Genomic DNA, 24,159 nt, shown 5'->3' with positions numbered 1-24,159 from the left:
CTGCTATCTTTATGCAAAACAAAAAAATGAGCAAACACCGATGTGGTTGGTGCGAAGGTGACCCACTATATGAAGCTTACCACGATTTGGAATGGGGTGTTCCTGTGAAAGACGATGCCACCCTCTTTGAGTTTCTGATTTTAGAAACCTTCCAAGCGGGCCTAAGTTGGATTACCGTTTTGAGAAAGCGAGAAAACTTCAGGTCAGCTTTTGACAATTTTGACTATCACAAAATCGCAGGATACGATCAAAACAAAATTGATGAGCTTCTTCAGAATCCTGGGATCATCAGAAACAAACTAAAAGTACATGCCACAGTGTCCAACGCGCAGGCTTTTTTGGACGTACAAAGGGAATTTGGAAGTTTTAGTGAATATATCTGGGGATTTGTAGATGGAAAGCCCATCAAGAATACATGGAAAAACTATAAAGATGCCCCAGCGACCACCTCTTTATCAGATACCTTGAGCAAGGATTTAAAAAAACGAGGGTTTAAATTTGTGGGAAGTACCGTGGTCTATGCCCACATGCAAGCCACAGGAATGGTCAATGATCATGAAGTCAATTGTTTCAGATATTCGGAAGTTTAGCAGTGTTGTAATTATTTGTACACTACTTGGTGTCTCTCCAATTTGGAGTCAAGATAAAAATGAAAGGGAGTTTCGAATATCAAAATCAGAACTCCCCAAAAACGCCTTCACCCTAATTGAACCTAAGTTGGAGGATGCAAAACGCATTCGATTTTATCAAGAGACCGATGGTGCTAAAAGAAGTTTTGAGGTCAAATTTAAAAAGGGACGGTTGCACTACAGTGTAGAGTTCGACACCGAGGGTCAACTGGAAGATGTAGAATTCATCATCAAACCTAATGATATCCCTGAGGACAGTTGGAATCGCATTGTTCAATATCTTGGAAGCAATTTCAAAAAATACAAGGTCAAAAAAATTCAGCAGCAGTATCCTTCCTCTAAACAAAACAATAAAAAAACCATTAGAGAAGCCTTCCAAAATCTGATTTTACCCTATATCAATTATGAATTGATTTTTTCAGCAAAAAACGAAAAAGGCTATCAGCATTACGAAGCACTGTTCAACAGTGAGGGCAAATTTGTAAAAGTTCGGAGATTTGCATTAGCCAACTATGACCATGTCCTGTACTAAACGACTACCTCTTTTGCTTGTGGCACTATGTTGCCTTGGGGTAAGGGCCCAGGATAATCTTACGGCTTTTTTTCAGCCTCAAGCTGCCGTCAACTACAATGTATCCCAAACCTATGGCCATAACTTTTCATTGGCCTATCGTTCATTTTTTATTGATGAAGGAGTTGTTGAATATCAAAGCAGACAATTGGACCTAGCACATTTTTCTAAATTTAAAATTAAAGGCTCTCAGAGTATCGCCTTTGGGGTTCAATATCGTTTTCGAGATATTTTTGACGATGGTGCCAATGAACTTCGTTTTATGCAGCAGTTCAACACTACTTCCCGCCCGATGATTATTCGTTTTGGGCATCGGTTAAGGGCCGAGCAACGCATCACTAGAGCAAGGACAATACATCGCTTTCGATATCGATTTGCTCTGGATTTTCCATTGCAGGGTGAAAAGTTGGATTTGGGCGAAGCCTATTTTGTAGGGGGCTTCGAAAACCTGTTGAGCATAACGCAAAGTAGGTCATCCCAATATGATACAAGGCTCAGTGGTCAGATTGGATGGCAGTTGGACAAGGGTTTTAAGTTTCAAATGGGCATTGAATATCGCTTGGAGGATTATACCTCCTCATTACCGCAGAATGTGGTCTTTCTGCTGTCTTCGGCCCAATTATCACTTTAGAATTTCAAGAAAACGATTTCTGGTAATAAGTTCAGCTCCCAAACTTTCCAGATGCTCTGTATGCACTTGGCAATCCACAAGACGATAATCCTTTCTTTCTAATTCTTGAACCAGACGGATAAAAGCAAATTTGGATGCATTGGGCACACTGCTGAACATACTTTCTCCACAAAACACATGTCCCAAGTCCATTCCATACAATCCTCCAACCAATGTATCATCTTGCCAAACTTCGTATGATTTTGCGAATCCTTTCTCATGTAAATCCTGATACGCCAATTTCATTTTGGGTGTAATCCATGTGCCCTCCTGCCCTCTCCGGGGAATTTTGGCGCAACGGTCCACCACATCGGAAAAGCATGTATTTGTGGTCAAGGTAAACGGTCCGTCGCGAAGCACCTTCCTCATGCTTTTCGATACTTTCAGTTTTTCAGGAAACAATACCATCCGCGGGTCTGGGCTCCACCAGAGAATTAAGTCATCTTCGTTAAACCAAGGGAAAATGCCATTTTTATAAGCCAATAACAGTCGTTCGGGAGATAAATCACCCCCAACGGCCAACAAACCATCTCTATTGGCATGGTCTACCGGAGGGAATTCTAACCTATCTCCCAAAAAGAATAGGGGAAGATTCTTTTTACTTTTTTCCAAGTTGCAATTTTTATTAAAGTTACAAAATGCTTTAAAAAATAAGAAGTCCCAAAATGTAGAGGACGCTGCCAAAAAACATGAAGATCACAGTGTATGGAAGAATCTCCTTTGCATTTAATTTAGTAATTCCTAAAAGAGGAAGTGCCCAAAAGGGTTGCAACATATTAGTAATTTGATCACCGTAGGCCAATGCCATTATTGCTTTTGGAAGGGGGACTCCCAACTTTAAGGCAGACTCTAATACCAAAGGTCCCTGAATGGCCCATTGACCACCTCCGCTCGGAACAAATACGTTGACCAGGCCAGCACTAAAAAATGTGAAAATTGGCAGGGTGGTATCATTGCTAATGGAGACAAAAAAATCGGAAATATGATTGATCATCCCGCTTCCGGCCATGATGCCCATAATTCCAAAATACAGTGGAAATTGAATCAATATTCCGGCTGTATCACCAATAGCTTCCTGAACGGCTCTCAAGAAGTTTTTAAAGTTACCGTGGAGGACAATGGCCAATCCCAACATAAAAAAGTTAAGCATGTTAGGGGTAATGTTCAATGTTTGTATTGCTGGGAGGTATTGTACCAGAAAAGCGATAAAGATCAAAACCCCAAATAATGTGGCAGCAACTCGGGAGTAATCCAACTTTTCTGCCCCTATCAGTTTCTTGGTTTTCGTATGATCAAACTCGTATTCCTTTAAATGAATTGGAGTGGGTTTTGCCTTTTTTCCCAACAAGTACACTAGCACTCCAATGACCAGAACGATTAGAGCAAACAACACCAGATTCGAAGTGCTTAAAATAGTAAGCGATGTGGAAATGGACGAAGGTAGTTGGGATATCACATCGGGTTCTGAGATGCCACTGAGCAAGGTTTGCAAATGACCTTCCTCAGCAACTTTTAATGGGGCCGAACCACTGATTCCCCCGTGCCATACCATCAATCCAACATAGCCTGAGGCTCCTATCAATGGGTAATTGATGGGTATTTGGTGCGCTTGGGCATATTCCCCTACCTTTCGTGCCAGTATAGCACCGAAAATAAGTCCCAACCCCCAATTGAAGAAAGAAACCAACATGGTTGAAACCGCAACCAAAACAGCCGCGCTTGAGGTATCTTTTATCAAACGCGTAATTCTTAAAATCAACCGTTCCATGGGCCGACTCAGAACCAGCACATGCCCAAGCACCAAAACAAGCATCATTTGGTACGCAAAGACCAACAGACCGTTGTTCCAGACCCCATTTTCCCAAAACTTCAATATTCTGAAAAAATGGTTTCCGTCTGATGGTTTATCCGTAAAAACAAGGGCCAAAACTATCGTTAGCAGTGTTAGCAGCACCGCAATGGTAAAAGGTGAAGGCAGGTACCTTCCAAAAATACGTTCTATAGCCCGGGTAAGCCCCAAAGTGGATTAAAATGGCAAATCGTCGTGATCTTCCTCATTAAGATCATCAACCGGTTCAAAGGCCTCCATTGGAGGAACTGGAGGCGCATCTGCAGAGTTACCAGAAGTTTCCAGATTTTCTATTCGCCATCCTTGAATTGAATTGAAGTATTTGGTTTCTCCCTGGGGATTCACCCAATCACGTCCTCTAAGGTTAATACTGATCTTAACCTGTTGGCCCACTTGGTAATTGTTCAATAGGTCACATTTGTCCTGAACAAACTCCACCAAAATATGTTGTGGATATTGTTCTTCTGTGGTAACCACCATTTCGCGCTTTCTGAAACCATTGTTGCCATAGGTTTTGGTCTCATCTATCATTTTAATTCTTCCCTGAACTTCCATGCAAAATACTTTTCAATAAGCTCCAAAAGTAAGCAAAATGAACCCGAATAAAAACCATATACCCGTATGAACTATCAACATTCTTTTTTCATTTTCCGCTATCTTTAATCCCAATTCCATTAAAAATGAACTTTAACCCCAAGAGAAAGGCCTCCAATGCAATTATGCTAGTTTCGGCATTTGTTATTGTGAGCCTTATTCTTTGGAACACGAATAGTTTTTTCAAGAAGTTCAAGGAGGAAGAGCGGCTTAAAATGGAGATTTGGGCCACGGCCCAATTGGAATTGATTCAGTCTTCAGTGGATCAAGAGTTGGGAAACCTTACCTTAAGGGTCATGGGCAACAATACCTCTACCCCCATGATTTTGGTAAATGAGGAAGGCTCCATCAAAACACACAACATTCCAGAGGAAAAAGCACAGGACAGCACATACCTTCAAAAGAAGGTAGAACAATTTCGGAGAGAGAACGAACCCATACAAATCATTCAAGATGGGGAGTTGTTGGAAACCTTGTATTATGGAAATTCGGAGGTGCTGAACAAACTTAAGTATTATCCCTTGGCACTGTTGCTGATCATTTTCCTTTTTGGCACGGTGATTTTCTTCTTTTTCAAAACGAACAAGGCTTCTGAACAAAACAAGCTATGGGCAGGGATGGCCAAGGAAACGGCCCATCAAATAGGCACACCGCTCACTTCCTTGCTCGGTTGGAACGAACTCTTGAAATCAGAAAATATCAATTCGGAAATCACCCAGGAAATTGGGAAGGACATTTTGCGCCTGCAGACCATCACTGAGCGATTTTCAAAAATAGGGTCGACACCCAACCTTGTGGAACATGATATTGTTTCGGAAACAAAAAAGGCCTACGAATACCTGAAGCGTAGAAGCTCCAAACTCATTCATTTTTCATTTAGTTCGAATATTGAAAAATTACCTGTTCTTCTGAATCCCCCTTTGTTCAATTGGAGCATTGAAAATTTGGTCAAAAATGGCATTGACGCCATGAAGGGAAAGGGAAATATTGGGATAGAAATTGAGCAGAAAGGCCAGTATGTGCATATTTTGGTTTCTGACACGGGCCACGGGATTCCAAAAAGTGATTATCAAAACATCTTCAACCCAGGAGTAACCTCTAAAAAAAGGGGTTGGGGATTGGGTCTTTCCCTTGTTAAAAGAATTGTGGAAGAGTACCACAAAGGAAAAATTAAAGTACTTTCGTCTAATAAAGAAGGAACAATCATGCAAATTTCCTTGAAAGCGAACAACTAGTTACTATGGCTAAGGAGCGAAAGATTGTTATTAAGGATGCGGATATTACCAACAATTGCCCTGAGTGTTACAACCAGGAGTTAAAACTCTCCTTTTACCAAAAACACACCTACAATCCTTTTTTTCATCGCACTACAGATGAAGTGACCCACGAAATCAAGTGTAAGAAGTGCTATTCCATTATCTATCCTGTAAATTGGACCAACGATATTGAGCGGGTGTTCGATTATTACAATAAGTTGGTACAGCCCGATAAGCCATCCGTTCGATTTACCACTTTATTCTTTATTGTTCTAATCCTGATTTTGGGTTTGATAGGCGCCTCGGTCTATCTGCATTTGGAAGGCATTATTTAAGAAGTCGGCTTATTTTTTCGGCAATGGCTTCAAATTCTTCAGCCTTTAAGGATTCTTTGTGCTGAAATGTGGCATTTTTCATGCTATGCAACGGAATCAGATGCACATGGACATGGGGAACCTCCAATCCAATTACAGAAATACCCACGCGCTCACATGGAATGGCAGCCTCGATGGCTTTGGCCACTTTACGGGAAAAAGCCATTAGTTTCATATAGCTTTCCTCATCCAAATCCCATATTTTGTCGACCTCCTTCTTCGGGACACAAAGCGTATGCCCTGCTGCATTCGGGTTGATGTCCAAAAATGCAAAGTTGTCGTCATCCTCGGCTATTTTATAACTCGGGATTTCTCCATTTATGATTTTGGTGAAAATACTTGGCATGGCGTAAGGTTTTGAATAAAAAAATCCTATCGAATGACAGGACTAAATATAAAGAATTCAAAAGTCTATTCCCGGGTGATTTCCAGAATATCAAATTTTAGGGTTCCATTGGGGACCTGTATTTCGGCTACATCTCCAACCGACTTTCCAAGTAAGCCTTTGCCAATGGGAGAGGTGACGGATATTTTTCCTGCCTTCAAATCTGCTTCGCTTTCAGCAACCAAGGTGTATTTCATTTCCATACCATTGGTTTGATTCTTCAATTTTACAGTGGACAAAACCAACACTTTTGAAGTATCCAATTGCGACTCATCAATAAGTCTTGCATTTGACAAAATTTCCTCCATTTTGGAAATTTTCATTTCCAAGAGTCCTTGGGCCTCCTTGGCGGCATCATACTCGGCATTCTCTGACAAATCGCCTTTATCCCTTGCTTCAGCAATAGCCTGGGAAGCTTTTGGGCGTTCTACATCTTTCAAGTGGTTGAGTTCCTCCCTTAGCTTTTTTAATCCTTCCTCTGTATAATACGATATCTTGCTCATTTCGTCATATTTTAATACAAAAAGCCATTGGGGAAAATGCAGAAGCTTCTTCCCAATGTACTTTTTACCACAAATACAAAAATCCTCAACCAACACTGCGCAACGCACCGTATTTTGCGAGGATTTAACGCAAAGATAGGCATTTTTTGACCAAATTTGCCGTTATATTGCTAAGAAATCGTACGTATGAGACACTTTTGGACCTGTATTTTCCTACTTGTTTTGATAAGCTGTGATAGCGATCCGTCCAATAGAAATCCCTTTTTGCAGGAGGTGAATTTTCGATTTGAAATCAACTTGAATCTTCCCTTGTACAACGACTTAAATACAATCGGAAATCCTGTTTATATAGGAAATGCCGGTGTGGGTACTCGTGGTGCCTTTGTTATAAAGTCAAGCTTGGATACCTTTTTTGCCTTTGAGGCAAGCTGTCCCAATCACACCCCCAATAACTGTTCCACCATGGAAATTGAGGGCCAAAATGTTGTCTGCTCCTGTGAAGATTTTACCTACAGCCTTTTTACAGGACAACAGCTCAATCGCCCTGATGATGGGAACCGCTACTACGACTTGCTTTTTTATAGGGCCACCCAAAGCGGCAATACAGTTACGATTTCTAATTAAACTTAAATGAAGTGAATTACAGAAAACTTGGGAAAACCGGATTCGAGGTTTCCGAAATATCTCTTGGTACTTGGCAGGTAGGTGGCAAATGGGGTTCTGGATTCGATGCCAATCTAGCTGACCGAATTATCAACGAAGCCATAGATTTAGGTATAAACTTTATAGATACCGCTGATGTTTATGAAGCCGGTGCGAGTGAAGCCGCCGTGGGCAAGGTGATACGCTCAAGAAAGGAAAAGATTTACATTGCCACCAAATGTGGGAGACAAATAAACCCGCATATTGCTGAAAGATATACTACGAAAGCATTAAGGAAATTTGTAGAGGACAGCTTAAAAAATACAGGACTTGATTGTTTAGACCTCATTCAACTGCATTGTCCCCCTACAGAAGTTTACTATAATCCTGAGATTTTCGAACTTTTTGATAGGCTAAAAGATGAAGGGAAAATAAAAAACCTTGGCATTAGTGTAGAGAAGGTAGAAGAAGCTCTAAAAGGAATTGAATATCCCAATGTAAGCACGGTACAAATCATATTCAATATGTTTCGGCAGAGACCTGCAGAATTATTTTTTGAACAAGCCAAGAAAAGAAACGTGGGTGTCATAGTAAGGGTTCCTCTGGCGAGCGGTCTGCTGACCGGTAAGTTTTCGAAAGAAACCAGATTTGGTAAAGACGACCACCGTTTTTTCAACAGGGAGGGAAATGCTTTTGACAAAGGAGAAACATTTTCTGGCGTTCCTTTTGAATTAGGACTAAACGCTGTTGAAGACTTGAAGGCACTTTTCCCAGACTATCAAAATCTAGCTCCCATTGCACTCAAATGGATATTGAGCTTCCAGGAAGTTGGCTGTATTATTCCCGGTGCTTCTAAACAAGAGCATCTGCACTCCAATCTTGAGGCCTTGAAGATTCCAGAACTAAGTATCGAGCAGCTTAAAGCAATCGATGCTATTTATCAAAATCAAATAAAGCAGCACGTACATCACCATTGGTAGGGCTCTACAGTTTGCCTAAAATAGAGTCCATCACCCAACTGGTGTGAACTCCTGATTTCCCAATTGAAGGATGAATACCTTCTCCTTTAAAGTGCTTTTTGATATTTTCCGCATGATATTTTTGGATATGAACAGGGTGCTGAATTTCCAAGCTTTGTCGGCCTGATTTGGTAATAAGTTCGATTGGGGCCTCATCCAAGACAGAAAATAGTATTCTGCCTTCCGTACCAATTATTTCAACACTATCTTCTCGGTTTTGGGCCAGAAAATTCCAATTTCCTTTACCCACAACTCCATTTTCGTGTACCCAAGATCCTGTAATAGTATCATAGGCCGAGTAGAGATCTCCTTCGTTAGAAGCCTTCCCATTGGCGCTTTTTATTGGACCCAAAAGAAAGGTGAACAAATCCAATCCATGACTGGCCAAATCATCAAAATAACCTCCAAGGGCAATGCTTGCGTCAGTCCTCCAATTGTACTTTCCGCTTAGGTCCAAATCATTGGGTTGTTTTGTTTTCACCCAATGGATTTGCTGAACTGTTCCAATTTGTTTGGTATCCAACCACTCCTTTATTTTCAAAAATCGAGGCAAAGACCTTCTGTAATAAGCGACAAACAACGGCAATTCACGGTCCAAAAATGCCTTGTAGATTTCCTCGCAATTATGAAAATTAGGTGCCATGGGCTTTTCAATGCAGCAAGGTTTTCCTGCCTTTGCCACCCAAAGGGCATAATCCTTATGTGAATCGGGGGGAGTAGCGATATAAACCGCATCAATTTCCGGATTTTCAATAACTGCCCTGGCGTCTGTGGTCCAAAATGGAACCTTATGCCTCTCCGCGTAGTCCTTTGCCCTACTAGCATTCCGACACATTATCATGGCCACCTCAAAACCTTCGGTTTGTTGGTAAGCGGGTACACTTTTCTTTTCTGTCACGCTGCCACAGCCTATTACTCCCCAGCGTATTGAAGATTTTTTAAAAAAGGGTGTATTAAGGGATTCTGTCATTAAGCTAAAAATACAGAATCCCTTTTAATGGTTATGTCGCTATAAATTGATTGTTGCACCCAACAGGAAATTGATGCCCGCTTGAGGATAAAATCCGTTCCCTTCAACAGTCGTCACCGTGCCTGGATTGGTAAAATCATCATCAAAAGTGAAGAAGAAACCATTGTTCTCATATTCCAAATCGAATAGGTTGTTGATTTGACCAGAAAAAACAATCGATTTCACAATGGGAATGTCGGTGATTTGATATTGAATATTCAAATCGTTCACAAAATAGGCATCAAGTTTGGAAACCGGTGAGTCTATATTGCCCATAAATTGTTCTCCCACATATTTGGAAAACAAGCTGAAGCTCCAATCCTCATTCGGACTGAAAGTGAAAACGTTTCCGGCTATGATTTCAGGAGAAAAAGAAATGTTGGTGTTCCCCATGTTTTCCAATTGACCATCTCTCTGAAAAAAGAAATCTCGGTTCTTATTGGTGCTCAATGCCAAATTTGGACGAACCCTAAACATATCTGAAATATTCCAGTTGGCATCTATTTCCAAGCCTAAGCGAAAGCTGCTGCCACTATTCTGGCGAATGGGAAAACCTACCTCATCCAACGCGCCCGTAAGCACCAATTGATTTCTGAAATCTAGATAATAGATGTTTGTATTCAGCTGAAAATCGGACGTAATATGACGCCATCCCAATTCAAAATCGTCCAGGCTTTCAGGCTCAGGATTCCCATTTTCAAAGTCCACCCGAGCTGGTTCTCTGTTAGCGCGGGCATAGGAGAGATAAAGACTGTTGTTCGGGTTAATGCGATAGGTTATCCCAGCTTTGGGATTAAAAAAAGTATAGTTTTCATCTACGTCCAAAACTGCGCCAGGCTCAAAAAGTGAACCATTTGCTTCATAATTAATGTTACGAACCTGCAAATCTCCGAACAGAGAAAGTTGGTCATTTAGTCTAAAGGTGCCTTTTGCGTAGATGTTAAAATCCTTTTTGTCACTTTCATTCTCAAAAAATCGATTGGGAATATTGGGAACTATTGCAAATTCAGAACCTATGATCTCACCAAATTGCTCGCCATCATAGCGATTCCATCCTCCTCCAAAAACAGCATCCAACTGTGCTGATTTATAAATCAGGCTGAAGACGGTACCATAAAAATCGCTGTTCAAGTGTTGACGTGTTATCAAATCTGAATTGGTGACTGCCTCACCATCTGATTCAAACTCATCCAACCGATAAAAATTCAAGGAGGCGTCATCTATATATTGCTCAAAAAAGCCCCGCCCGTAGGTATAATGGAATGAAACATTCCCACTCCAGTTTTCATCGAATTGTTGCGTCAGATGCAATTGATAATGGTCCTGTTTGTAATTATCGGTTTGTCGGTCATAAAACCTTTGCACGCCTTCTCTGTCCACATACAGTCCATCCGCATTGAAGCGTCTATTGGTCTCCAAGCCGGCTTCATCCAAACCTGCAAATGAAAGCCCGGTAATTTCTTCACCTCCAAAAACCAGCACTTTAACTTGAGTGTTTTCATCCTTATACACCCCATCCAAAAAATAGGAACTTAAATCAGAAAACGCACGGTCTACATAGCCGTCGGATTTAATTCTTGAGAGCCTTCCGGAAAAAGCCAAGTGATCATTCAACAATCCAGTACCAAACTTTACCGTATGCTTTCGGGTGTTGAAGCTACCAAAGCTGTTTGAAATCTGGCCATAGGCCTCTTCAGACAAATTATCAGTCAAAATATTAATGCTAGCACCAAAAGCACCTGCTCCGTTGGTAGAAGTTCCCACCCCTCTTTGAATTTGAATGTTTTCTACTGAGGAAACAAAATCTTGAAGGTTAACAAAGAATGTGGTTTGACTATCCGCATCATTGTAGGGAATTCCGTTGATGGTAACATTGATTCGGGAGTTGTCAGCACCCCGAATACGAAAATCCGTGTACCCCACTCCGGTCCCATCAAAAGTGGTAGAAACCACAGAGGGAAGGTAATTGAGTAAAACAGGGATATCCTGTCCCAAATTCACCTTGGCAATATCCGTTTTTTCGAAATTGGAAAAAGTAACCGGAGACTCCCCAGTCACCCGAGAGGCGGATACTACTACCTCATTTAGGTCTACCTGTTTTCCTTCGATGGAATCTGTTCGTGATTTTTGGGCGCTTAAACTGAGTGCCAGCCCAAAAAGGGCCAATGTTGTGAATAAAGTTTTAATGCGATGCTTTCTATTGTTTTTTAGTTGTCGCATTGAACCACTTCTATATTTAGTGGTTTTCTCATAATAATTAGAACAGAGCGTTTTCATTCGTAAAATGTTTACGAATAAAAGGGGTCATTATTCTTGTTAGTACTTGATTTTTGTTTCCTTACAGAAACGATGAATTCCAAAAGGCGCTAAGCGCATCCCTTGGCAGCATTACCCGCCCAGGTTCATTGGGTATAATCTCAGCCTTGCCAAACATCAGTTGTTTTTGTGAAGCAAAGCACCCCTTTGAGATGGGGCAAAAGTAATATCCGGCGCTCACTTTTCATAATAAAAATTGCGTTAATTAACACCTCTTATTGACCCATTATGCTTCTGGTTTGCGTATATACTTGAGAACATGCGCCCCAAGTCAAGAAAACAGTTTACTTTAAAAATCATTGCCGGCTACTTGGCCATGGGCATACTCAGTCTACTTGCAGGATATCTCATCTATTCGGAATTTGAGGATTACAGCACTTCCCAAGTTAAGATGCAAGACAATCAAAAGTTATTGCATACCAACTTACTGCTTACAGAGTTATATGAGGCCGAGAATCTTTCCAAATTGGCCTTGCAAACAAGAAAATCAAGTGAACTTAGGAACTACTCAAAAAAGGTTGATTCTATCCTTGTCATAATTGACTCTTTACAATTGTTGACCCCAAGCCAATCACAGACTCAAAGACTGGACTCGGTTCAGGGATTGCTAAAGCTGAAGGTCTTCAATAATGCAGAACTGAGAAAATTAAAGCTAAAAACCGAGCAAACCGCCCCTTTGGATTCCATTTTAAAAGCAATCAACAAAATGGAAATCGATATGGGCCGCATCACACCTGAAACCTTTGTTCCGAATTTTGAAAAGCTATCTCTGTCAACACAAAACTCCATTCGGGAATACGTGGATATTCTCAACAAAAATATTCCCAAGGAAGCTAATGCAGCACCAAATGCCGCCCAAGTAGATTCTGTGCTGCAATTGTCAAAATCCATATTGAACCGTGCAAAAACAGAAAGCGAACAGCTGGAACGTTCTTTGATTCAAAAAGAACTGGAAATCTATAAAACTGACCTGGAGCTTTCCCAAAAACTTAGGAGCTTCACCTCAGCTTTTCAACAAGAACTTATTACAAATGCTTATTTGGACGGATTTCAAAAAGAGAAAGTGGTGAAGCGTAGTATTCGGTTCGCAGGCGTGGCCATTGTCTCTGGATTACTCATTGCATTTTTATTCACCGTCTTGGTGTCCAAGGATTTTTTAAAGTCACAACGCTATCGAGACCAACTGGAAAAGGAGAAAAATTATTCGGAATCTCTTCTAAAAAGCCGGGAGCAACTAATATCTACCGTAAGTCATGATTTGAGGTCTCCTTTGGGCACCATTCAGGGTTATTCTGAATTGTTGGACCACAAAATCAAAGGAAAAAAAGCACGAAAATATGTGCGAAGGATAAAATCTGCGCTAAGCTATATTGAAAACCTTGCAAATGACCTTCTGGATTTTTCCCAGTTGGAGAGCAGTCAATTGCAAATTCAAAAAGAGCCCTTTCTGCTTACAGAACTTTTGACCAATATCGCGGCCCAATTTGAAGAGGTGAAGGTTAAAAAATCTGTGCATCTGGAGTTTTCCATCGATTCCGAGCTTCAATCCGCCATTTTGGGCGACTCCTTGCGTTTGAGGCAAATACTGAGTAACCTAATCGGGAACGCCTTTAAGTTTACACATCATGGTTTTGTAAAAATTGATGCTTTTGTGCATCAAACCGTAAAAGGGGATTACCTCCGTATCAAGGTCATAGATACTGGTATTGGAATTGCAAAGGAAAAACAAGCGCTGATCTTTAAAGAATTCGCACAAGTCGAAAGTAATGACAACCAGAAATATCAGGGTTACGGTTTGGGGTTGACCATATCAAAGAAGCTCAGCGAACTCATGGGTGGCTATCTTGAACTGGAAAGTGAAGAAGGTAAAGGTAGCACCTTCACCGTATCGCTTCCCTTGGAGTTCGCAAGTGTTGAATCTTCACAAGCACTTCTTGCAGAACAAGACAATCACTCCCTGTCTATTTTGATTTTGGATGATGATCGGGCCCTTCTACATTTACTGATTGAGCTTTGTGAAACACAGGGTGTTGCTACTATGGGCTATTCCAGTTTTAAGGATATTCCCTTGAACAAGTCCTTGGATTATGATATCGTGCTGACCGATATACAAATGAATGATGTTAACGGTTTTGAAGTATTGAAGCGTTTAAAAAACAATGGCTTTTCCCACTACTCAAACCAACCCATAATAGCCATGACCGGGCAAAAGAACCTTAACCGTTCGGTTTGTTTGGATGCCGGGTTCACGGAAATGCTTGTAAAACCCTTCAGCGCCGAAGTTTTGCTGAAAACCTTATATTCCGTAAGCAAGGGGCACAGAAAAAATGTCAGTTCCAAGCTCGCATACAAAAACACGTTCCATTCCAATTCAACTTTATTTAGCTTGGATTTGATTTCTTCTTTTTTAGATGGTCAGCCTCTTTATAACGTGCTTGATGTTTTTCTGGAGAACACCAAAAAAGATATGTACTTACTGGAGAAAGCACTACATGAATCAGAAATTTCGAAAATGGAATCCATTGCCCACCGAATGTTGCCTATGTTTCGTCAGCTAAAAATTATTGAAGCTGTTCCTTTATTGGAAAAAATGGAAATCATTTCTAAAAAGGTGGCAATAAGAGAAATAAAAGGGGATTTTGAGAATCTAAAAAGAATCATTTCAAAACTGGAGGATGAAATTGTACAGCTAATGGCTACACATCCAATTGATACTGATTAATTTTATTGTAGAGGGTCTTTCTGGTAATCTGCAGCAACTTTGCTGCTTTGCTCTTATTAAAATTTACTTGTTTCAATGCTTTTAGAATACGTTCTTTTTCATAGGTTTCCTTTGAAAAGTCCGTACCCTTCAGCTCACTTTTTAAGTGATTTTTCAACTTTTGAGGTAAGGCTTCCGATTTCAATGTTTCACCTTCCGTGAACAAAACGGCTCGCTTCATCACATTTTTCAACTCCCTGAGATTTCCCGGCCAGGAATAATGAAGCAATACTTCTTTTGCTTCATCCGCAACTTGGGTGACGTTTCTCCCCAACTCTTTGGTGGCATCTTCCAAGAATGAAGTCGCAAATTGCAAGAGATCTTCTATGCGTGCTCTTAAAGGGGGAATCGTAATTGAAAATTCATTGATTCTATGGTAAAGGTCTTCACGAAACCTCCCCTCCTCGACAGCCTCTTCAAGATTTTCATTGGTGGCCGATATAATTCGCACATCCACACTCACTTCATGTGTGCTCCCCACCCGCTTTATTTTTCGTTCTTGAAGGGCACGTAACAATTGAACCTGATTTTCGTACGACAAATTGCCAATCTCATCCAAAAAAAGTGTCCCGCCATTTGCAGCTTCAAAATGGCCCATTTTGTCTTCAATCGCTCCTGTAAAACTGCCTTTCAGATGTCCAAAAAACTCACTGGTCGCAATTTCTTTGGGTATGGCTCCACAATCCACCGCTACAAACTTTTGATTTCTCCGATGGCTACGGTCATGAATCATCCTTGCCGTGACTTCTTTTCCAGTCCCACTTTCCCCAACCAAGAGAACAGACATGGAGGTAGGTGCAACCAGTTCTATATACTGCTGCATTTGTTGAGAACTTTCACTTATCCCGGCAACAAACTGGGGTTTTGTTGATGTAGTTTCCTTTTTTTTGTGGCTTGCCGACTTCTGAACTTTCTCGTTTGAAGATGTATCCCCAGCCTTTAAGGCCTTGTTGATAATGTTTAGGATTTCCTCGGGCGTAAAGGGCTTAGCGATGTAGTCAAAAGCCCCCTTTTTCATGGCGTTTACCGCCGTCTTAACTTCTGCATATCCTGTCATCATGATGACTTGGGTCTCGGGAAATTCAGATTTTATACGGAGAAGCAAATCCAAGCCATCCCCTTCTGGAAGCCTAACATCCGACAAGATAACGTCAAACTTGGTATGCTTTAATTTTTCACTGGCATTGTGAAGGTTATAACTTGTAGTAATGGCAAAACCATTTTTCGTCAAAAAGCGCGAAAGCATTTGACAAAACGCAGTGTCATCTTCAATGATTAAGATTTTGGGCATATCTCGTATCTAATATACGGTTCCCAAAAGCGATAGGACGATAAAAGGGTTGTAAAATTATCACAAAAAAAGAGGTTCGCCCCCGCGAACCTCTCTCTAACCAAACTAACCTAACACGATTAATCAAACTTGTGTTACATCTCAATCCAGTTTCCCTCGGCATCGGCATAAACGGTGCCAGAAGTGCCATCCTCCAAGGATAGCTCGAGCTTGAACTGATTGGATGCATTTTTGTAGGCCTTATCTATGGAAGCGGTCGGATAATCTTTTGATACGGCGGTGACAACCGCTTCTGGAAGATCAGACACACTGATTTCCTCAAAGTCTTGAACCGGAGCAATTACAGCTGTTTTATCGGTTTGATCCGATACACTTGCAGCTTGGGCCATTGCTGCGAATCCCACAAAAGATAATACGAATGCTAAAATCAATTTTCTCATGATATGTTTTTTAAAATTAAATTCACTTTATCCTATGAAAATGCAGTGCCATACTTTTTTTGAATAGCATTATGGGTATAAAATATTGATTATTAGATTTTTATAAATATTCAGATTAATATTGACATGTGTAAAATTGGGAATCTGGGAAGGAGGAGTGTATATTTTTTACACAAAAAAGGCTGCCGAAGCAGCCTTTCCGCAAGATCCTATTTGCAAAAATTTACAAATCCGGACCTAATGGACAACGCATGGTTAGTGTTTGCATAGCATCATCCAAACTATTCTTCCCTTTTTTTATGATATTCCTTACGCAAATAGGACACCAAAATGAAAATTGATATCCCCAAAACAAGAATACTTATACCAAACATTATTCGAAAAACCATCATACTCATCATTTCAACAATTTAGACACATGTTTTAGCTTTGGGTCACAAAAAAAGGTCGCAACGAGTGCGACCTTCAACCAAATCAACCAACCAAAAATGACCGGCCCATCACAGCCGGCATTGCTATACTATCTGTTTTTCGGTATTATTCTCTGCCCAAAAAATCATCAAAAGAGCTAAAGCATTCATTCCAACTAAAAAAATTTTAATCCCAATCATCAACATGTTTTGTTGCTTTTGCTTGTTCACTCTATAGGACACCATTTTGTTAAGTAGGTCACCGCGTTCCGGTATTTTTAACATATTTTAGGAAATAACTTGCCCTAAAAAGCAAAAAATCCCCTGATGCAAAGAGGATTTCTAGAAGATGACAGGACTTTTGTAGTTATCCTTGATGACTGGGCTTGAAAAGGTCATTTACTGTTTTCACAGGGTTAAAGGTCACGAGTGGAACTTCAACAAAAATTGTGTTCCAATAGGCCATACCTCCATTCCATAGGCCCGGAAGTTCAAGTGCCTTCAGCTCCTTTCCCTCCTGGGTCTTTCCGGTAATGAAGCCTTGCATGTGGTCCACATAGTTCAAAAGATTATATTTTTCTCCTTTGTAATTCCGTATCCCACTAACCAAATCCACAGGGTTGAAATGTGTAGAATTCTTTAACAAAGCGGCCTGCTCGGAATTGGACAGATCAACTTGTGCCGATTCAACAATCTGCAGTGAAATTGTACCCGTGTGGTCTACAATCCAAAACGGACCTCCCCCAGGCTCTCCTTCGTTCTTTACCATTCCACAAACTCGAATGGGCCTATTGAGTTTATTACTCAATATTTTCCTTTTTTCAGCCTGATCCTGTTGATTGAATGTATCAGGCATGGGGACATTTAGCTCTTTTTCAAGAAAATTTCTGATTTCCTCAAGCTTTTCTATGGAAACTTCTTCCTCCAAATCTTTGGCATAGGCAAATGCGCTTGACTGTACTTTAAGCAAAACACCTGCAAGCATTTTTTTGCTAGCACAAACGGCACTTAAATTCTGGTCAATGACTACGTTGTCAATGTTCTTAATAAAGATGATGTCCGCATCCTGCTCATTTAAGTTTTCAATGAGTGCCCCGTGCCCTCCTGGTCTAAAAAGGATGGACCCATCATTTTTTCGAAAAGGTTTGTTCTCTAAATCAACGGCAAGGGTATCCGTGGAAGGTTTTTGATTGGAATAGGTGATATTAAATTCCGTATCGGTCTTTCTGGTAACCTTGGGAGCAGCTTTGGCATGTTCGTCTTTGAACATTTCCTCGTGCTGCACGGAAATTGTAAAATGTAGATTGGCCTTCCCACTCGTTTTGGCATAAAGCGCAGCCTCTTTCAAATGTTCTTCGAACGGGGTAACCGTTTCCGAATCATATTTATGAAAAGGGAGTAGGCCCTTGGGGTAAAAACCATAATTGAGACCCTCCTCTACAAGCATTTCCTTTACAAAAAGATATGCTTCTTCATCTGGATTGTTAAATTTTCCCGCTATTCGGTTATTGATAAGCTGAAAAAATGGAAGTTGCTCCTTATTTTCCAAAAATTGATGAGCGGCCTTATCCCCAGTTCGGGTGAAATAATCTTCCGATTTTTCTTGTGAAGGGTCAAAAGCATCCAAAAAGTTGAACATGGCCTTAAACATGCGTGAGGCTGCACCAGAAGCTGGAACAAACTTTAAAAGAACCAGACTCTTACGTTTCTCCTCAAAAAAGTGAACCAAGTCTTTCTGCTCTTCATCCGAAAACCGAAGAATGCCATCGGAAACTACAGCGGCCTTCTTTAATTGAACAAAAGGAATTCCAGCTTTGAAGGTTGCTATTTGATCTAATACTTTTTCCTGGGAAATTCCCTTTATCTGCAGCTGTTCTAAGTCTTCGAGACTAAAATCGATCATGTGTTGAGGAGTTTATCTATGTGTTTGACGGCCTTTGAAAATCGAACCTCTTCTTCTCCCTTTAAAGTAACAAAATTCCTACCGTATTTTTCCAAGGTTCCCTTGAAATATGCAAACATTCGTTCTCTCTCATCGGGTTTGTCCCTAAGGTCATCCTTAACCCATGGTGTATCTATGTAGGTCAACAGATAGAGTTCATATTGGTTACCAAGGGCATATTGCTCCAATAAGGGGTCGCAGTACCCTAAATAATATGCTTCTGAGTATACTTTTGTCTCTAAAAGGTCGGTATCGCACACAAGAAGTTTGTTGGCCTTTTTTGCCAACTCATTCTCCAATCTCATTTGGCCATAGGCTATTGGAAGCAAATCATGTGGTTCGCAAGTCTTTTGTTCCCTATCCCATTTTTTCTGTAAATATTCTCGGGCATATTCAGGGACCCACTCGGTCTGATAATGGTCTGCCAGCTGACGTGAGAGCGTGGTCTTCCCAGTAGATTCCGGTCCAAAGAGAACTACTTTAACAAGGTTTGAGGGCTCTTGCCCAAGCTTTTCTTCCATGCCTTGTAACCGTAAATGGCGATTATAGTTAATGCTGCGTAGAGAAGCGAACTAAAGATAAGCCCTTTGTACCAATACAATGGCACAGTAATAATGTCGCCAACAATCCAATATATCCAGTTCTCCAATTTTTTCTTGGCCATCAACCACATCCCCACAAAAAAGATTCCGGTTGTAAAAGTGTCCACATAGGCAGTCCATGTATTGAATTTATCGGCTAGAAGATAAACTACAGTCACAAAAACCAAGGTTCCCAAAAAAATGAATATCGACCATTTCTTCTCGTTTTGGGTAGTGGTAGTTATAGGAATAAAATGGGTCTCATCAACTTTTCTGGTCCATAGATACCATCCCACAACACTCATAATGAAGTAGTAAACATTAATGAGCATATCCCCTAAAAGGCCCCAGTACAGCAGAATGTAGGCCGCAATCCCTGTGGCCACAATGCCTGTGGGGTAAACCAGGATATTCTCCCTTTTGGAATACCAAACACTAAGTAGAACAAAAACAACGCTAACGAGTTCCAGCACAACAATGTGTGTGGAGACCCCATCGTATTGTGAAAAAATCCAATCAAAAATGTGGCTCATAGTCGCTTCGGTCCGATTTAACCAATTTCATATTCAAAACCACATGTTCCAAGCCTTTAAATGAAGTTTTGATCTCTTTTTGCAGTAGCTCCATTACCTTATCGTAGTCACCATATACTTGGGTGCTCAATGGGTTTTCCAGAATGGTTAGATCAGAAGTTCGGAGTTTTTTGATAAAATCAATGATGGGTGGTTCAAAATTATCTTGAAGCGGTGTTAGGGTAAGTTCGACCGATATTTTCATGGGTTATGCAAATTTAGATGGCAAAACTACTAAAAACCCATTTGAGGTCAAGTCATTTCTGCCCCTTTGCGAATACACATGTGAATCCTTCAAACTCGAGGAACTCCACATCGTAATTTGAAGTTTTACCTTGATATTCGATTTTGGCAGTGGTTCTAAAATCATCAAAGGCAAAATCGGCAACATCAATATGTCGCAAAAAACTTAATCCTTTTTGGGCATAAATTTTATACAATGATTCCTTGGCCCCCCATACTATGGTCAACTTGCGGATTACAGCCTCCGTATTGGCCAAAGTCCTGTATTCTTCCAAGGGTGTGAATTTGTTAGCAATTCGCAAAATCTTGTTTCGTTGCATTTCAATGTCAATGCCCACTTCATCCAATCGACTTACAATAATTCCGGTAAAGTTGTGCGAATGCGTGATGGAAATATGGCTTCCATCCTTTAAATGGGGCTTCCCGAAAGGATCATAATACAAATCCTTGTCCACATATCCTTCAATGGCCAGTAAATGGCGAATACTCAAAAATGCCCTTCTATGCGCTTCCGATTTCATGCCATCCAATCGGTTTTGACAGTGATCGGACAATTCAATCCCTTCGGCTAAAAGTCCTTCTGCTTCGGTTACTTTCCAAACATGTGCCGAAATGGCGGGCGATACTGTTATGCTTTTGTAAATAGGCATGAGTAAAAGTTACGTTATTTGTATCTTTGCAGCCGAGTTAGGCGAAGCTACAATATAAATTAATAAAAGTATGAGCGTAAAAACAATTCCCTATGTGCCTTTTAAGGTTAAGGATATTTCCCTTGCAGATTGGGGAAGAAAAGAAATTGAATTAGCTGAGGCGGAAATGCCTGGACTAATGGCACTTCGTGAGGAATATAAAGACGAACAACCTTTAAAAGGTTCACGTATCGCAGGATGTCTGCATATGACCATTCAAACTGCGGTTTTAATCGAAACCCTTGTGGAATTAGGTGCTGATGTTACCTGGAGTTCCTGTAACATTTTTTCTACCCAAGATCATGCAGCGGCAGCCATTGCGGCAGCTGGAATTCCAGTATATGCTTGGAAAGGAATGACCGAGGAAGAGTTTGATTGGTGTATCGAACAAACTTTGTTCTTTGGTGAGGAACGCAAGCCTTTGAACATGATTTTAGACGATGGTGGTGACTTGACCAATATGGTATTGGACCAATTCCCCGAATTGGCCAAGGATATCAAAGGACTTTCTGAAGAGACCACTACAGGAGTACACCGCTTGTATGACCGTGTGAAAAATGGTACGCTTCCAATGCCTGCCATTAACGTAAACGATTCTGTTACCAAGTCTAAATTTGACAACAAGTACGGATGCCGTGAAAGTGCAGTGGATGCCATAAGACGTGCCACTGACACCATGTTGGCTGGGAAACGTGTTGTGGTTGCTGGGTATGGTGACGTTGGTAAGGGAACGGCAGCATCCTTTAGAGGAGCCGGGGCCATCGTTACTGTTACGGAAATCGATCCCATTTGCGCACTTCAAGCTTGTATGGATGGATATGAGGTTAAACAATTGGAAACGGTAGTGGCCAACGCCGATGTGGTCATCACAGCTACAGGAAACAAAGATATCATCAGCGAAAAGCACTTCCGTGCGATGAAAGACAAGGCCATTGTCTGTAACATCGGGCATTTCGACAACGAGATTGATATGGCTTGGTTGAACGGCACATATGGTAATACCAAGGATGAAATCAAGCCTCAGGTGGACAAGTATACCATTGATGGCAAGGATATCATTGTTTTGGCAGAAGGTCGCCTGGTTAACTTGGGCTGTGCCACAGGGCACCCAAGTTTTGTGATGAGTAACTCTTTCACCAATCAGACCTTGGCACAAATTGAGCTATGGAAGCATAGTGCTAAATATGAAAACAAAGTGTATATGCTGCCTAAACATTTAGATGAAAAGGTGGCTAAACTTCACTTGGCCCGATTGGGTGCAGAGCTCACAGAGCTAGATAAAGAACAAGCAGATTATATTGGTGTGAAGGTCCAAGGGCCCTTCAAGCCGGATTATTACAGGTATTAGATTCTGATACAACTAACAACACAAAACCCTCACAGCAATGTGGGGGTTTTTCTTTTACATGTCCAACCACTTTTTGAAGTTGGTGGTTCGTTCCCTTGAAACAATAACTTGCTCCTCTTCCTTCGGAAGAAGTTTCAATAACAAACGACTATTGAAATAACTGTGTATCTCCGCAACCGACTTCACGGAGACCATAAATTTCCGATTTACCCTAAAGAAATGAATGGGGTTCAAAATGTTCTCCAGCTGGTCAATGGTGTATTCAATGGGATAGGACTGTCCTGTATGTGTATAAAGAAAAATCAATCCTTCATGGGATTTAAAAAAAGCTATATCCTCAACATTGAATGATCGAAACTGGTTGCCTACCTTAACCATAAACCGATGTTTGTATTCCTTATGGAACAATTGCTTAAGCTGGGCAATATTTTCAGAAGTCGATTGTCCGTTTTGGGTCACATTCTTCTTGAACTTCTCTAAAGCAACCTTCAGATCGGTTTTTACAATGGGCTTTAGTAAATAGTCCACCCCATTATATTTGAATCCCCTTATGGCAAATTCATTGTAGGCAGTCGTGAAAATAACAGGGGGATGGTCTTCCAAATCGTCCAGAATATCAAATCCGTAACCATCGTTTAATTGGATATCCAAAAAAATCAGGTCGGGAAATGGATGGGAAGAAAACCAAGTTTTTCCTTCCTCTACGGAACTCAATACGGTAAGTATTGAAATATCGGGAGCCAGTTCGGTGACCAACTGTGATAAACGCTTGGATGCAAATTCCTCGTCTTCTACGATTACAGCTTTCATAACTAGGAAATGGCAATGAGTTTAGATTGGGAGACTTCCTTATCAAGCAATGGAATGATAACTTCAAAAAATTCTTCTTCCTGTCGCACCAAGACCTGTTTATTGGTGTAATACGAGTACCGTTTTTTGATGTTATCAAGACCCATTTGGGTAGTTTTCTTCAATTCTCTCTTTCTGAGATTATTACGAACGGCGAGCGCATCATCATCAATAGAAACCACGGTGATTTCCAGGGGTTGTTCTTTAGAGTAAAGATTGTGCTTCAACGCATTTTCAATCAACATCTGAAGGGAAAGCGTTGGAATCCAGTAGTTCTTAGGATTTACTTTGATATCCATTTTGATTCTAATCGCATTTTTGTGCCTTATTTCCATCATAAATATATAGGCATTCAAAAAAGCTAATTCCTTTTGAAGGGTGACCAAATCGTCCTCTTTGTTATCCAAAATATAGCGATAGCTGGTTGCCAACCGAGTTACAAAATCAGAAGCTAAATCGCGGTCCTCGTACATCAGCGAAGTAAGGGTGTTAAGACTATTGAATAAAAAATGTGGGCTGATTTGGCTTTTCAGTGACGAATACCTTGAGGCCAACATTTCCTTTTTCAAACTCTCCATTTGTTCTTCCATCTCTTCTTTTTGTTTCATTGCGAAATAAAAGAGGTTAAAAAAAACAACGGTGGACCCTATCAAAGCCGCCCTTAAAAAATCGGCCATGAACTCCACAAAAGGATCTTCACATTCTATTCCTATAATTTCCCTAAAGGGAAATAGGGCCAAATAATAGATTACCGCGCTTAATGGAAGCAACAAGGCCATGGTCTGGGCAAAAATCTTAAGGCTATTTTTTAAATTCAACTTGCCCTGTGAACGTTGCCTTTTAATCAAATAATCGTTGAATTCCCAAGTCACCATGAAGAACAGAAAGGCGGTGAAGTAATAAAAAAGACTTGTTGGGTTGAAAAAATTACTCAACCCTCGGTCTTCATGATCCATTGTGGTCTTTATCAAGAAAAAAACCACGTTCACCACCATCCATCGAAAGAGGAACTTTTTTACCCTGGCATTTTTGAAAATCCCGTTCAACATAGTTTAAAGATAAACATCACATTACTAACCGCATGATGACATAGGGCCAACCGTCAAAAAACCACCTGAATTGTTATCAAGGTCCGTTCAGTTGAAATGAAAGTAGTTCATTGAAGTTTTTTTGGCTACAACCTTGTATGTGACGTTTCAGCCAATCATATGTTGAT

The 24,159-nt window shown here is 40.7% G+C and carries 25 protein-coding genes; 9 read left to right on the top strand and 16 right to left on the bottom strand.

Annotated features, from left to right (window positions below; all coding sequences use genetic code 11):
- Window positions 1-26: 26 nt before the first annotated feature.
- The 3 genes from EW142_RS14780 to EW142_RS14770 are packed head-to-tail and all read left to right on the top strand — an operon-like array spanning window position 27 to window position 1,831.
- Complete coding sequence (locus tag EW142_RS14780) at window positions 27-590, top strand: DNA-3-methyladenine glycosylase I (protein WP_130615153.1); 564 nt, start codon at window positions 27-29, stop codon at window positions 588-590.
- A complete protein-coding gene (locus EW142_RS14775) occupies window positions 556-1,161 on the top strand; it encodes a hypothetical protein (protein ID WP_130615151.1) in 606 nt (201 codons plus the stop codon). The genes EW142_RS14780 and EW142_RS14775 overlap by 35 nt, the downstream gene beginning before the upstream one ends.
- Complete coding sequence (locus tag EW142_RS14770) at window positions 1,148-1,831, top strand: DUF2490 domain-containing protein (protein WP_165395288.1); 684 nt, start codon at window positions 1,148-1,150, stop codon at window positions 1,829-1,831. The genes EW142_RS14775 and EW142_RS14770 overlap by 14 nt, the downstream gene beginning before the upstream one ends.
- On the opposite strand, the gene aat is transcribed toward EW142_RS14770, so the two are convergent.
- From aat to EW142_RS14755, 3 genes are read right to left on the bottom strand one after another with little or no spacing between them, the layout of a single operon-like run.
- Window positions 1,823-2,482 carry a leucyl/phenylalanyl-tRNA--protein transferase gene (gene aat / locus EW142_RS14765; RefSeq protein WP_130615147.1) on the bottom strand — a complete coding sequence of 220 codons (660 nt, stop codon included), beginning with the start codon at window positions 2,480-2,482 and terminating at the stop codon, window positions 1,823-1,825. The two genes, EW142_RS14770 and aat, sit on opposite strands and share 9 nt — an antisense overlap.
- 31 nt (window positions 2,483-2,513) lie before the next feature.
- Window positions 2,514-3,890, bottom strand: coding sequence for a short-chain fatty acid transporter (locus EW142_RS14760; protein WP_130615145.1), 1,377 nt, complete (start codon window positions 3,888-3,890; stop codon window positions 2,514-2,516).
- Between the two features lie 6 nt (window positions 3,891-3,896).
- Window positions 3,897-4,274 carry a DUF3127 domain-containing protein gene (locus tag EW142_RS14755; RefSeq protein ID WP_130615143.1) on the bottom strand — a complete coding sequence of 126 codons (378 nt, stop codon included), beginning with the start codon at window positions 4,272-4,274 and terminating at the stop codon, window positions 3,897-3,899.
- A 125-nt stretch (window positions 4,275-4,399) separates the two neighbouring features.
- Between EW142_RS14755 and EW142_RS14750 the strand changes: the two genes are divergently transcribed.
- Window positions 4,400-5,548, top strand: a complete 1,149-nt coding sequence (locus tag EW142_RS14750; protein ID WP_130615141.1) for a sensor histidine kinase — start codon at window positions 4,400-4,402, stop codon at window positions 5,546-5,548.
- A gap of 5 nt (window positions 5,549-5,553) precedes the next feature.
- Window positions 5,554-5,904 (top strand): hypothetical protein, encoded by a 351-nt coding sequence (locus EW142_RS14745; RefSeq protein ID WP_130615139.1) that lies wholly within the window; start codon window positions 5,554-5,556, stop codon window positions 5,902-5,904.
- Here EW142_RS14745 and EW142_RS14740 read toward each other — a convergent pair.
- Together EW142_RS14740 and greA are read right to left on the bottom strand one after the other, a co-directional pair.
- Complete coding sequence (locus EW142_RS14740) at window positions 5,897-6,289, bottom strand: HIT family protein (protein WP_130615137.1); 393 nt, start codon at window positions 6,287-6,289, stop codon at window positions 5,897-5,899. The genes EW142_RS14745 and EW142_RS14740 overlap by 8 nt on opposite strands.
- A 65-nt stretch (window positions 6,290-6,354) precedes the next feature.
- Window positions 6,355-6,831 (bottom strand): transcription elongation factor GreA, encoded by a 477-nt coding sequence (gene greA, locus EW142_RS14735; RefSeq protein ID WP_130615135.1) that lies wholly within the window; start codon window positions 6,829-6,831, stop codon window positions 6,355-6,357.
- A gap of 186 nt (window positions 6,832-7,017) precedes the next feature.
- Here greA and EW142_RS14730 point away from each other — a divergent pair, with 186 nt between their 5' ends.
- Complete coding sequence (locus EW142_RS14730; protein ID WP_130615134.1) at window positions 7,018-7,455, top strand: Rieske (2Fe-2S) protein; 438 nt, start codon at window positions 7,018-7,020, stop codon at window positions 7,453-7,455.
- 11 nt (window positions 7,456-7,466) lie between these two features.
- Window positions 7,467-8,453 carry an aldo/keto reductase gene (locus EW142_RS14725; RefSeq protein ID WP_130615132.1) on the top strand — a complete coding sequence of 329 codons (987 nt, stop codon included), beginning with the start codon at window positions 7,467-7,469 and terminating at the stop codon, window positions 8,451-8,453.
- A gap of 4 nt (window positions 8,454-8,457) precedes the next feature.
- Here the strand turns inward: EW142_RS14725 and EW142_RS14720 are convergent, their stop codons facing one another.
- The gene (locus EW142_RS14720; RefSeq protein ID WP_130615130.1) at window positions 8,458-9,462 is read right to left on the bottom strand and encodes a Gfo/Idh/MocA family protein; all 1,005 of its coding nucleotides are present in this window, start codon (window positions 9,460-9,462) and stop codon (window positions 8,458-8,460) included.
- A gap of 39 nt (window positions 9,463-9,501) precedes the next feature.
- Window positions 9,502-11,778 (bottom strand): TonB-dependent receptor, encoded by a 2,277-nt coding sequence (locus EW142_RS14715; protein WP_240740227.1) that lies wholly within the window; start codon window positions 11,776-11,778, stop codon window positions 9,502-9,504.
- Window positions 11,779-12,076: 298 nt separating this feature from the next.
- Here EW142_RS14715 and EW142_RS14710 point away from each other — a divergent pair, with 298 nt between their 5' ends.
- On the top strand, window positions 12,077-14,539 hold the full coding sequence (locus EW142_RS14710; protein ID WP_130615128.1) for a hybrid sensor histidine kinase/response regulator: 2,463 nt from the start codon (window positions 12,077-12,079) through the stop codon (window positions 14,537-14,539).
- Here the strand turns inward: EW142_RS14710 and EW142_RS14705 are convergent.
- From EW142_RS14705 to EW142_RS14675, 7 genes are all read right to left on the bottom strand, one after another.
- Window positions 14,514-15,869: a sigma-54-dependent transcriptional regulator gene (locus tag EW142_RS14705; protein WP_130615126.1), complete on the bottom strand. Its 1,356-nt coding sequence runs from the start codon at window positions 15,867-15,869 to the stop codon at window positions 14,514-14,516. The genes EW142_RS14710 and EW142_RS14705 overlap by 26 nt on opposite strands.
- Window positions 15,870-16,003: 134 nt before the next feature.
- Window positions 16,004-16,309 (bottom strand): hypothetical protein, encoded by a 306-nt coding sequence (locus tag EW142_RS14700; RefSeq protein ID WP_130615124.1) that lies wholly within the window; start codon window positions 16,307-16,309, stop codon window positions 16,004-16,006.
- A gap of 777 nt (window positions 16,310-17,086) precedes the next feature.
- Complete coding sequence (locus EW142_RS14695; protein WP_130615122.1) at window positions 17,087-18,622, bottom strand: DUF4301 family protein; 1,536 nt, start codon at window positions 18,620-18,622, stop codon at window positions 17,087-17,089.
- Window positions 18,619-19,182, bottom strand: coding sequence for an AAA family ATPase (locus EW142_RS14690; protein ID WP_130615120.1), 564 nt, complete (start codon window positions 19,180-19,182; stop codon window positions 18,619-18,621). The genes EW142_RS14695 and EW142_RS14690 overlap by 4 nt, the downstream gene beginning before the upstream one ends.
- Window positions 19,137-19,775, bottom strand: a complete 639-nt coding sequence (gene pnuC, locus EW142_RS14685; RefSeq protein ID WP_130615118.1) for a nicotinamide riboside transporter PnuC — start codon at window positions 19,773-19,775, stop codon at window positions 19,137-19,139. Before pnuC ends, EW142_RS14690 begins: the two co-directional genes overlap by 46 nt.
- Window positions 19,759-20,019 (bottom strand): thiamine-binding protein, encoded by a 261-nt coding sequence (locus tag EW142_RS14680; RefSeq protein WP_130615117.1) that lies wholly within the window; start codon window positions 20,017-20,019, stop codon window positions 19,759-19,761. The genes pnuC and EW142_RS14680 overlap by 17 nt, the downstream gene beginning before the upstream one ends.
- A gap of 52 nt (window positions 20,020-20,071) precedes the next feature.
- On the bottom strand, window positions 20,072-20,707 hold the full coding sequence (locus EW142_RS14675) for a 4'-phosphopantetheinyl transferase family protein (RefSeq protein WP_130615115.1): 636 nt from the start codon (window positions 20,705-20,707) through the stop codon (window positions 20,072-20,074).
- Between the two features lie 70 nt (window positions 20,708-20,777).
- Between EW142_RS14675 and ahcY the strand changes: the two genes are divergently transcribed.
- Window positions 20,778-22,094 carry an adenosylhomocysteinase gene (gene ahcY, locus EW142_RS14670; RefSeq protein ID WP_130615113.1) on the top strand — a complete coding sequence of 439 codons (1,317 nt, stop codon included), beginning with the start codon at window positions 20,778-20,780 and terminating at the stop codon, window positions 22,092-22,094.
- A gap of 54 nt (window positions 22,095-22,148) precedes the next feature.
- Here ahcY and EW142_RS14665 read toward each other — a convergent pair whose 3' ends face one another.
- The gene (locus tag EW142_RS14665; protein WP_130615111.1) at window positions 22,149-22,904 is read right to left on the bottom strand and encodes a LytR/AlgR family response regulator transcription factor; all 756 of its coding nucleotides are present in this window, start codon (window positions 22,902-22,904) and stop codon (window positions 22,149-22,151) included.
- Window positions 22,905-22,906: 2 nt separating this feature from the next.
- Window positions 22,907-23,992: a sensor histidine kinase gene (locus tag EW142_RS14660; protein ID WP_130615109.1), complete on the bottom strand. Its 1,086-nt coding sequence runs from the start codon at window positions 23,990-23,992 to the stop codon at window positions 22,907-22,909.
- Window positions 23,993-24,159: the final 167 nt, after the last annotated feature.

The sequence above is a fragment of the Flagellimonas allohymeniacidonis genome, from assembly GCF_004296335.1.
Classification (GTDB): domain Bacteria; phylum Bacteroidota; class Bacteroidia; order Flavobacteriales; family Flavobacteriaceae; genus Flagellimonas; species Flagellimonas allohymeniacidonis.
This window is presented reverse-complemented; position numbering and strand designations above follow the sequence as displayed.

What these genes read in the sequence shown, in the direction of transcription:
- EW142_RS14715 (WP_240740227.1), bottom strand. Translation starts at nt 11,778, where the DNA reads ATGAAAACGCTCTGTTCTAATTATTATGAGAAAACCACTAAATATAGA.
- greA (WP_130615135.1), bottom strand. Translation starts at nt 6,831, where the DNA reads ATGAGCAAGATATCGTATTATACAGAGGAAGGATTAAAAAAGCTAAGG.
- EW142_RS14695 (WP_130615122.1), bottom strand. Translation starts at nt 18,622, where the DNA reads ATGATCGATTTTAGTCTCGAAGACTTAGAACAGCTGCAGATAAAGGGA.
- EW142_RS14680 (WP_130615117.1), bottom strand. Translation starts at nt 20,019, where the DNA reads ATGAAAATATCGGTCGAACTTACCCTAACACCGCTTCAAGATAATTTT.
- EW142_RS14700 (WP_130615124.1), bottom strand. Translation starts at nt 16,309, where the DNA reads ATGAGAAAATTGATTTTAGCATTCGTATTATCTTTTGTGGGATTCGCA.
- EW142_RS14740 (WP_130615137.1), bottom strand. Translation starts at nt 6,289, where the DNA reads ATGCCAAGTATTTTCACCAAAATCATAAATGGAGAAATCCCGAGTTAT.
- EW142_RS14755 (WP_130615143.1), bottom strand. Translation starts at nt 4,274, where the DNA reads ATGGAAGTTCAGGGAAGAATTAAAATGATAGATGAGACCAAAACCTAT.
- EW142_RS14705 (WP_130615126.1), bottom strand. Translation starts at nt 15,869, where the DNA reads ATGCCCAAAATCTTAATCATTGAAGATGACACTGCGTTTTGTCAAATG.
- ahcY (WP_130615113.1), top strand. Translation starts at nt 20,778, where the DNA reads ATGAGCGTAAAAACAATTCCCTATGTGCCTTTTAAGGTTAAGGATATT.
- EW142_RS14750 (WP_130615141.1), top strand. Translation starts at nt 4,400, where the DNA reads ATGAACTTTAACCCCAAGAGAAAGGCCTCCAATGCAATTATGCTAGTT.
- EW142_RS14780 (WP_130615153.1), top strand. Translation starts at nt 27, where the DNA reads ATGAGCAAACACCGATGTGGTTGGTGCGAAGGTGACCCACTATATGAA.
- EW142_RS14730 (WP_130615134.1), top strand. Translation starts at nt 7,018, where the DNA reads ATGAGACACTTTTGGACCTGTATTTTCCTACTTGTTTTGATAAGCTGT.
- EW142_RS14745 (WP_130615139.1), top strand. Translation starts at nt 5,554, where the DNA reads ATGGCTAAGGAGCGAAAGATTGTTATTAAGGATGCGGATATTACCAAC.
- pnuC (WP_130615118.1), bottom strand. Translation starts at nt 19,775, where the DNA reads ATGAGCCACATTTTTGATTGGATTTTTTCACAATACGATGGGGTCTCC.
- EW142_RS14720 (WP_130615130.1), bottom strand. Translation starts at nt 9,462, where the DNA reads ATGACAGAATCCCTTAATACACCCTTTTTTAAAAAATCTTCAATACGC.
- EW142_RS14690 (WP_130615120.1), bottom strand. Translation starts at nt 19,182, where the DNA reads ATGGAAGAAAAGCTTGGGCAAGAGCCCTCAAACCTTGTTAAAGTAGTT.
- EW142_RS14660 (WP_130615109.1), bottom strand. Translation starts at nt 23,992, where the DNA reads ATGTTGAACGGGATTTTCAAAAATGCCAGGGTAAAAAAGTTCCTCTTT.
- EW142_RS14770 (WP_165395288.1), top strand. Translation starts at nt 1,148, where the DNA reads ATGTCCTGTACTAAACGACTACCTCTTTTGCTTGTGGCACTATGTTGC.
- EW142_RS14665 (WP_130615111.1), bottom strand. Translation starts at nt 22,904, where the DNA reads ATGAAAGCTGTAATCGTAGAAGACGAGGAATTTGCATCCAAGCGTTTA.
- EW142_RS14775 (WP_130615151.1), top strand. Translation starts at nt 556, where the DNA reads ATGAAGTCAATTGTTTCAGATATTCGGAAGTTTAGCAGTGTTGTAATT.
- EW142_RS14675 (WP_130615115.1), bottom strand. Translation starts at nt 20,707, where the DNA reads ATGCCTATTTACAAAAGCATAACAGTATCGCCCGCCATTTCGGCACAT.
- EW142_RS14710 (WP_130615128.1), top strand. Translation starts at nt 12,077, where the DNA reads ATGCGCCCCAAGTCAAGAAAACAGTTTACTTTAAAAATCATTGCCGGC.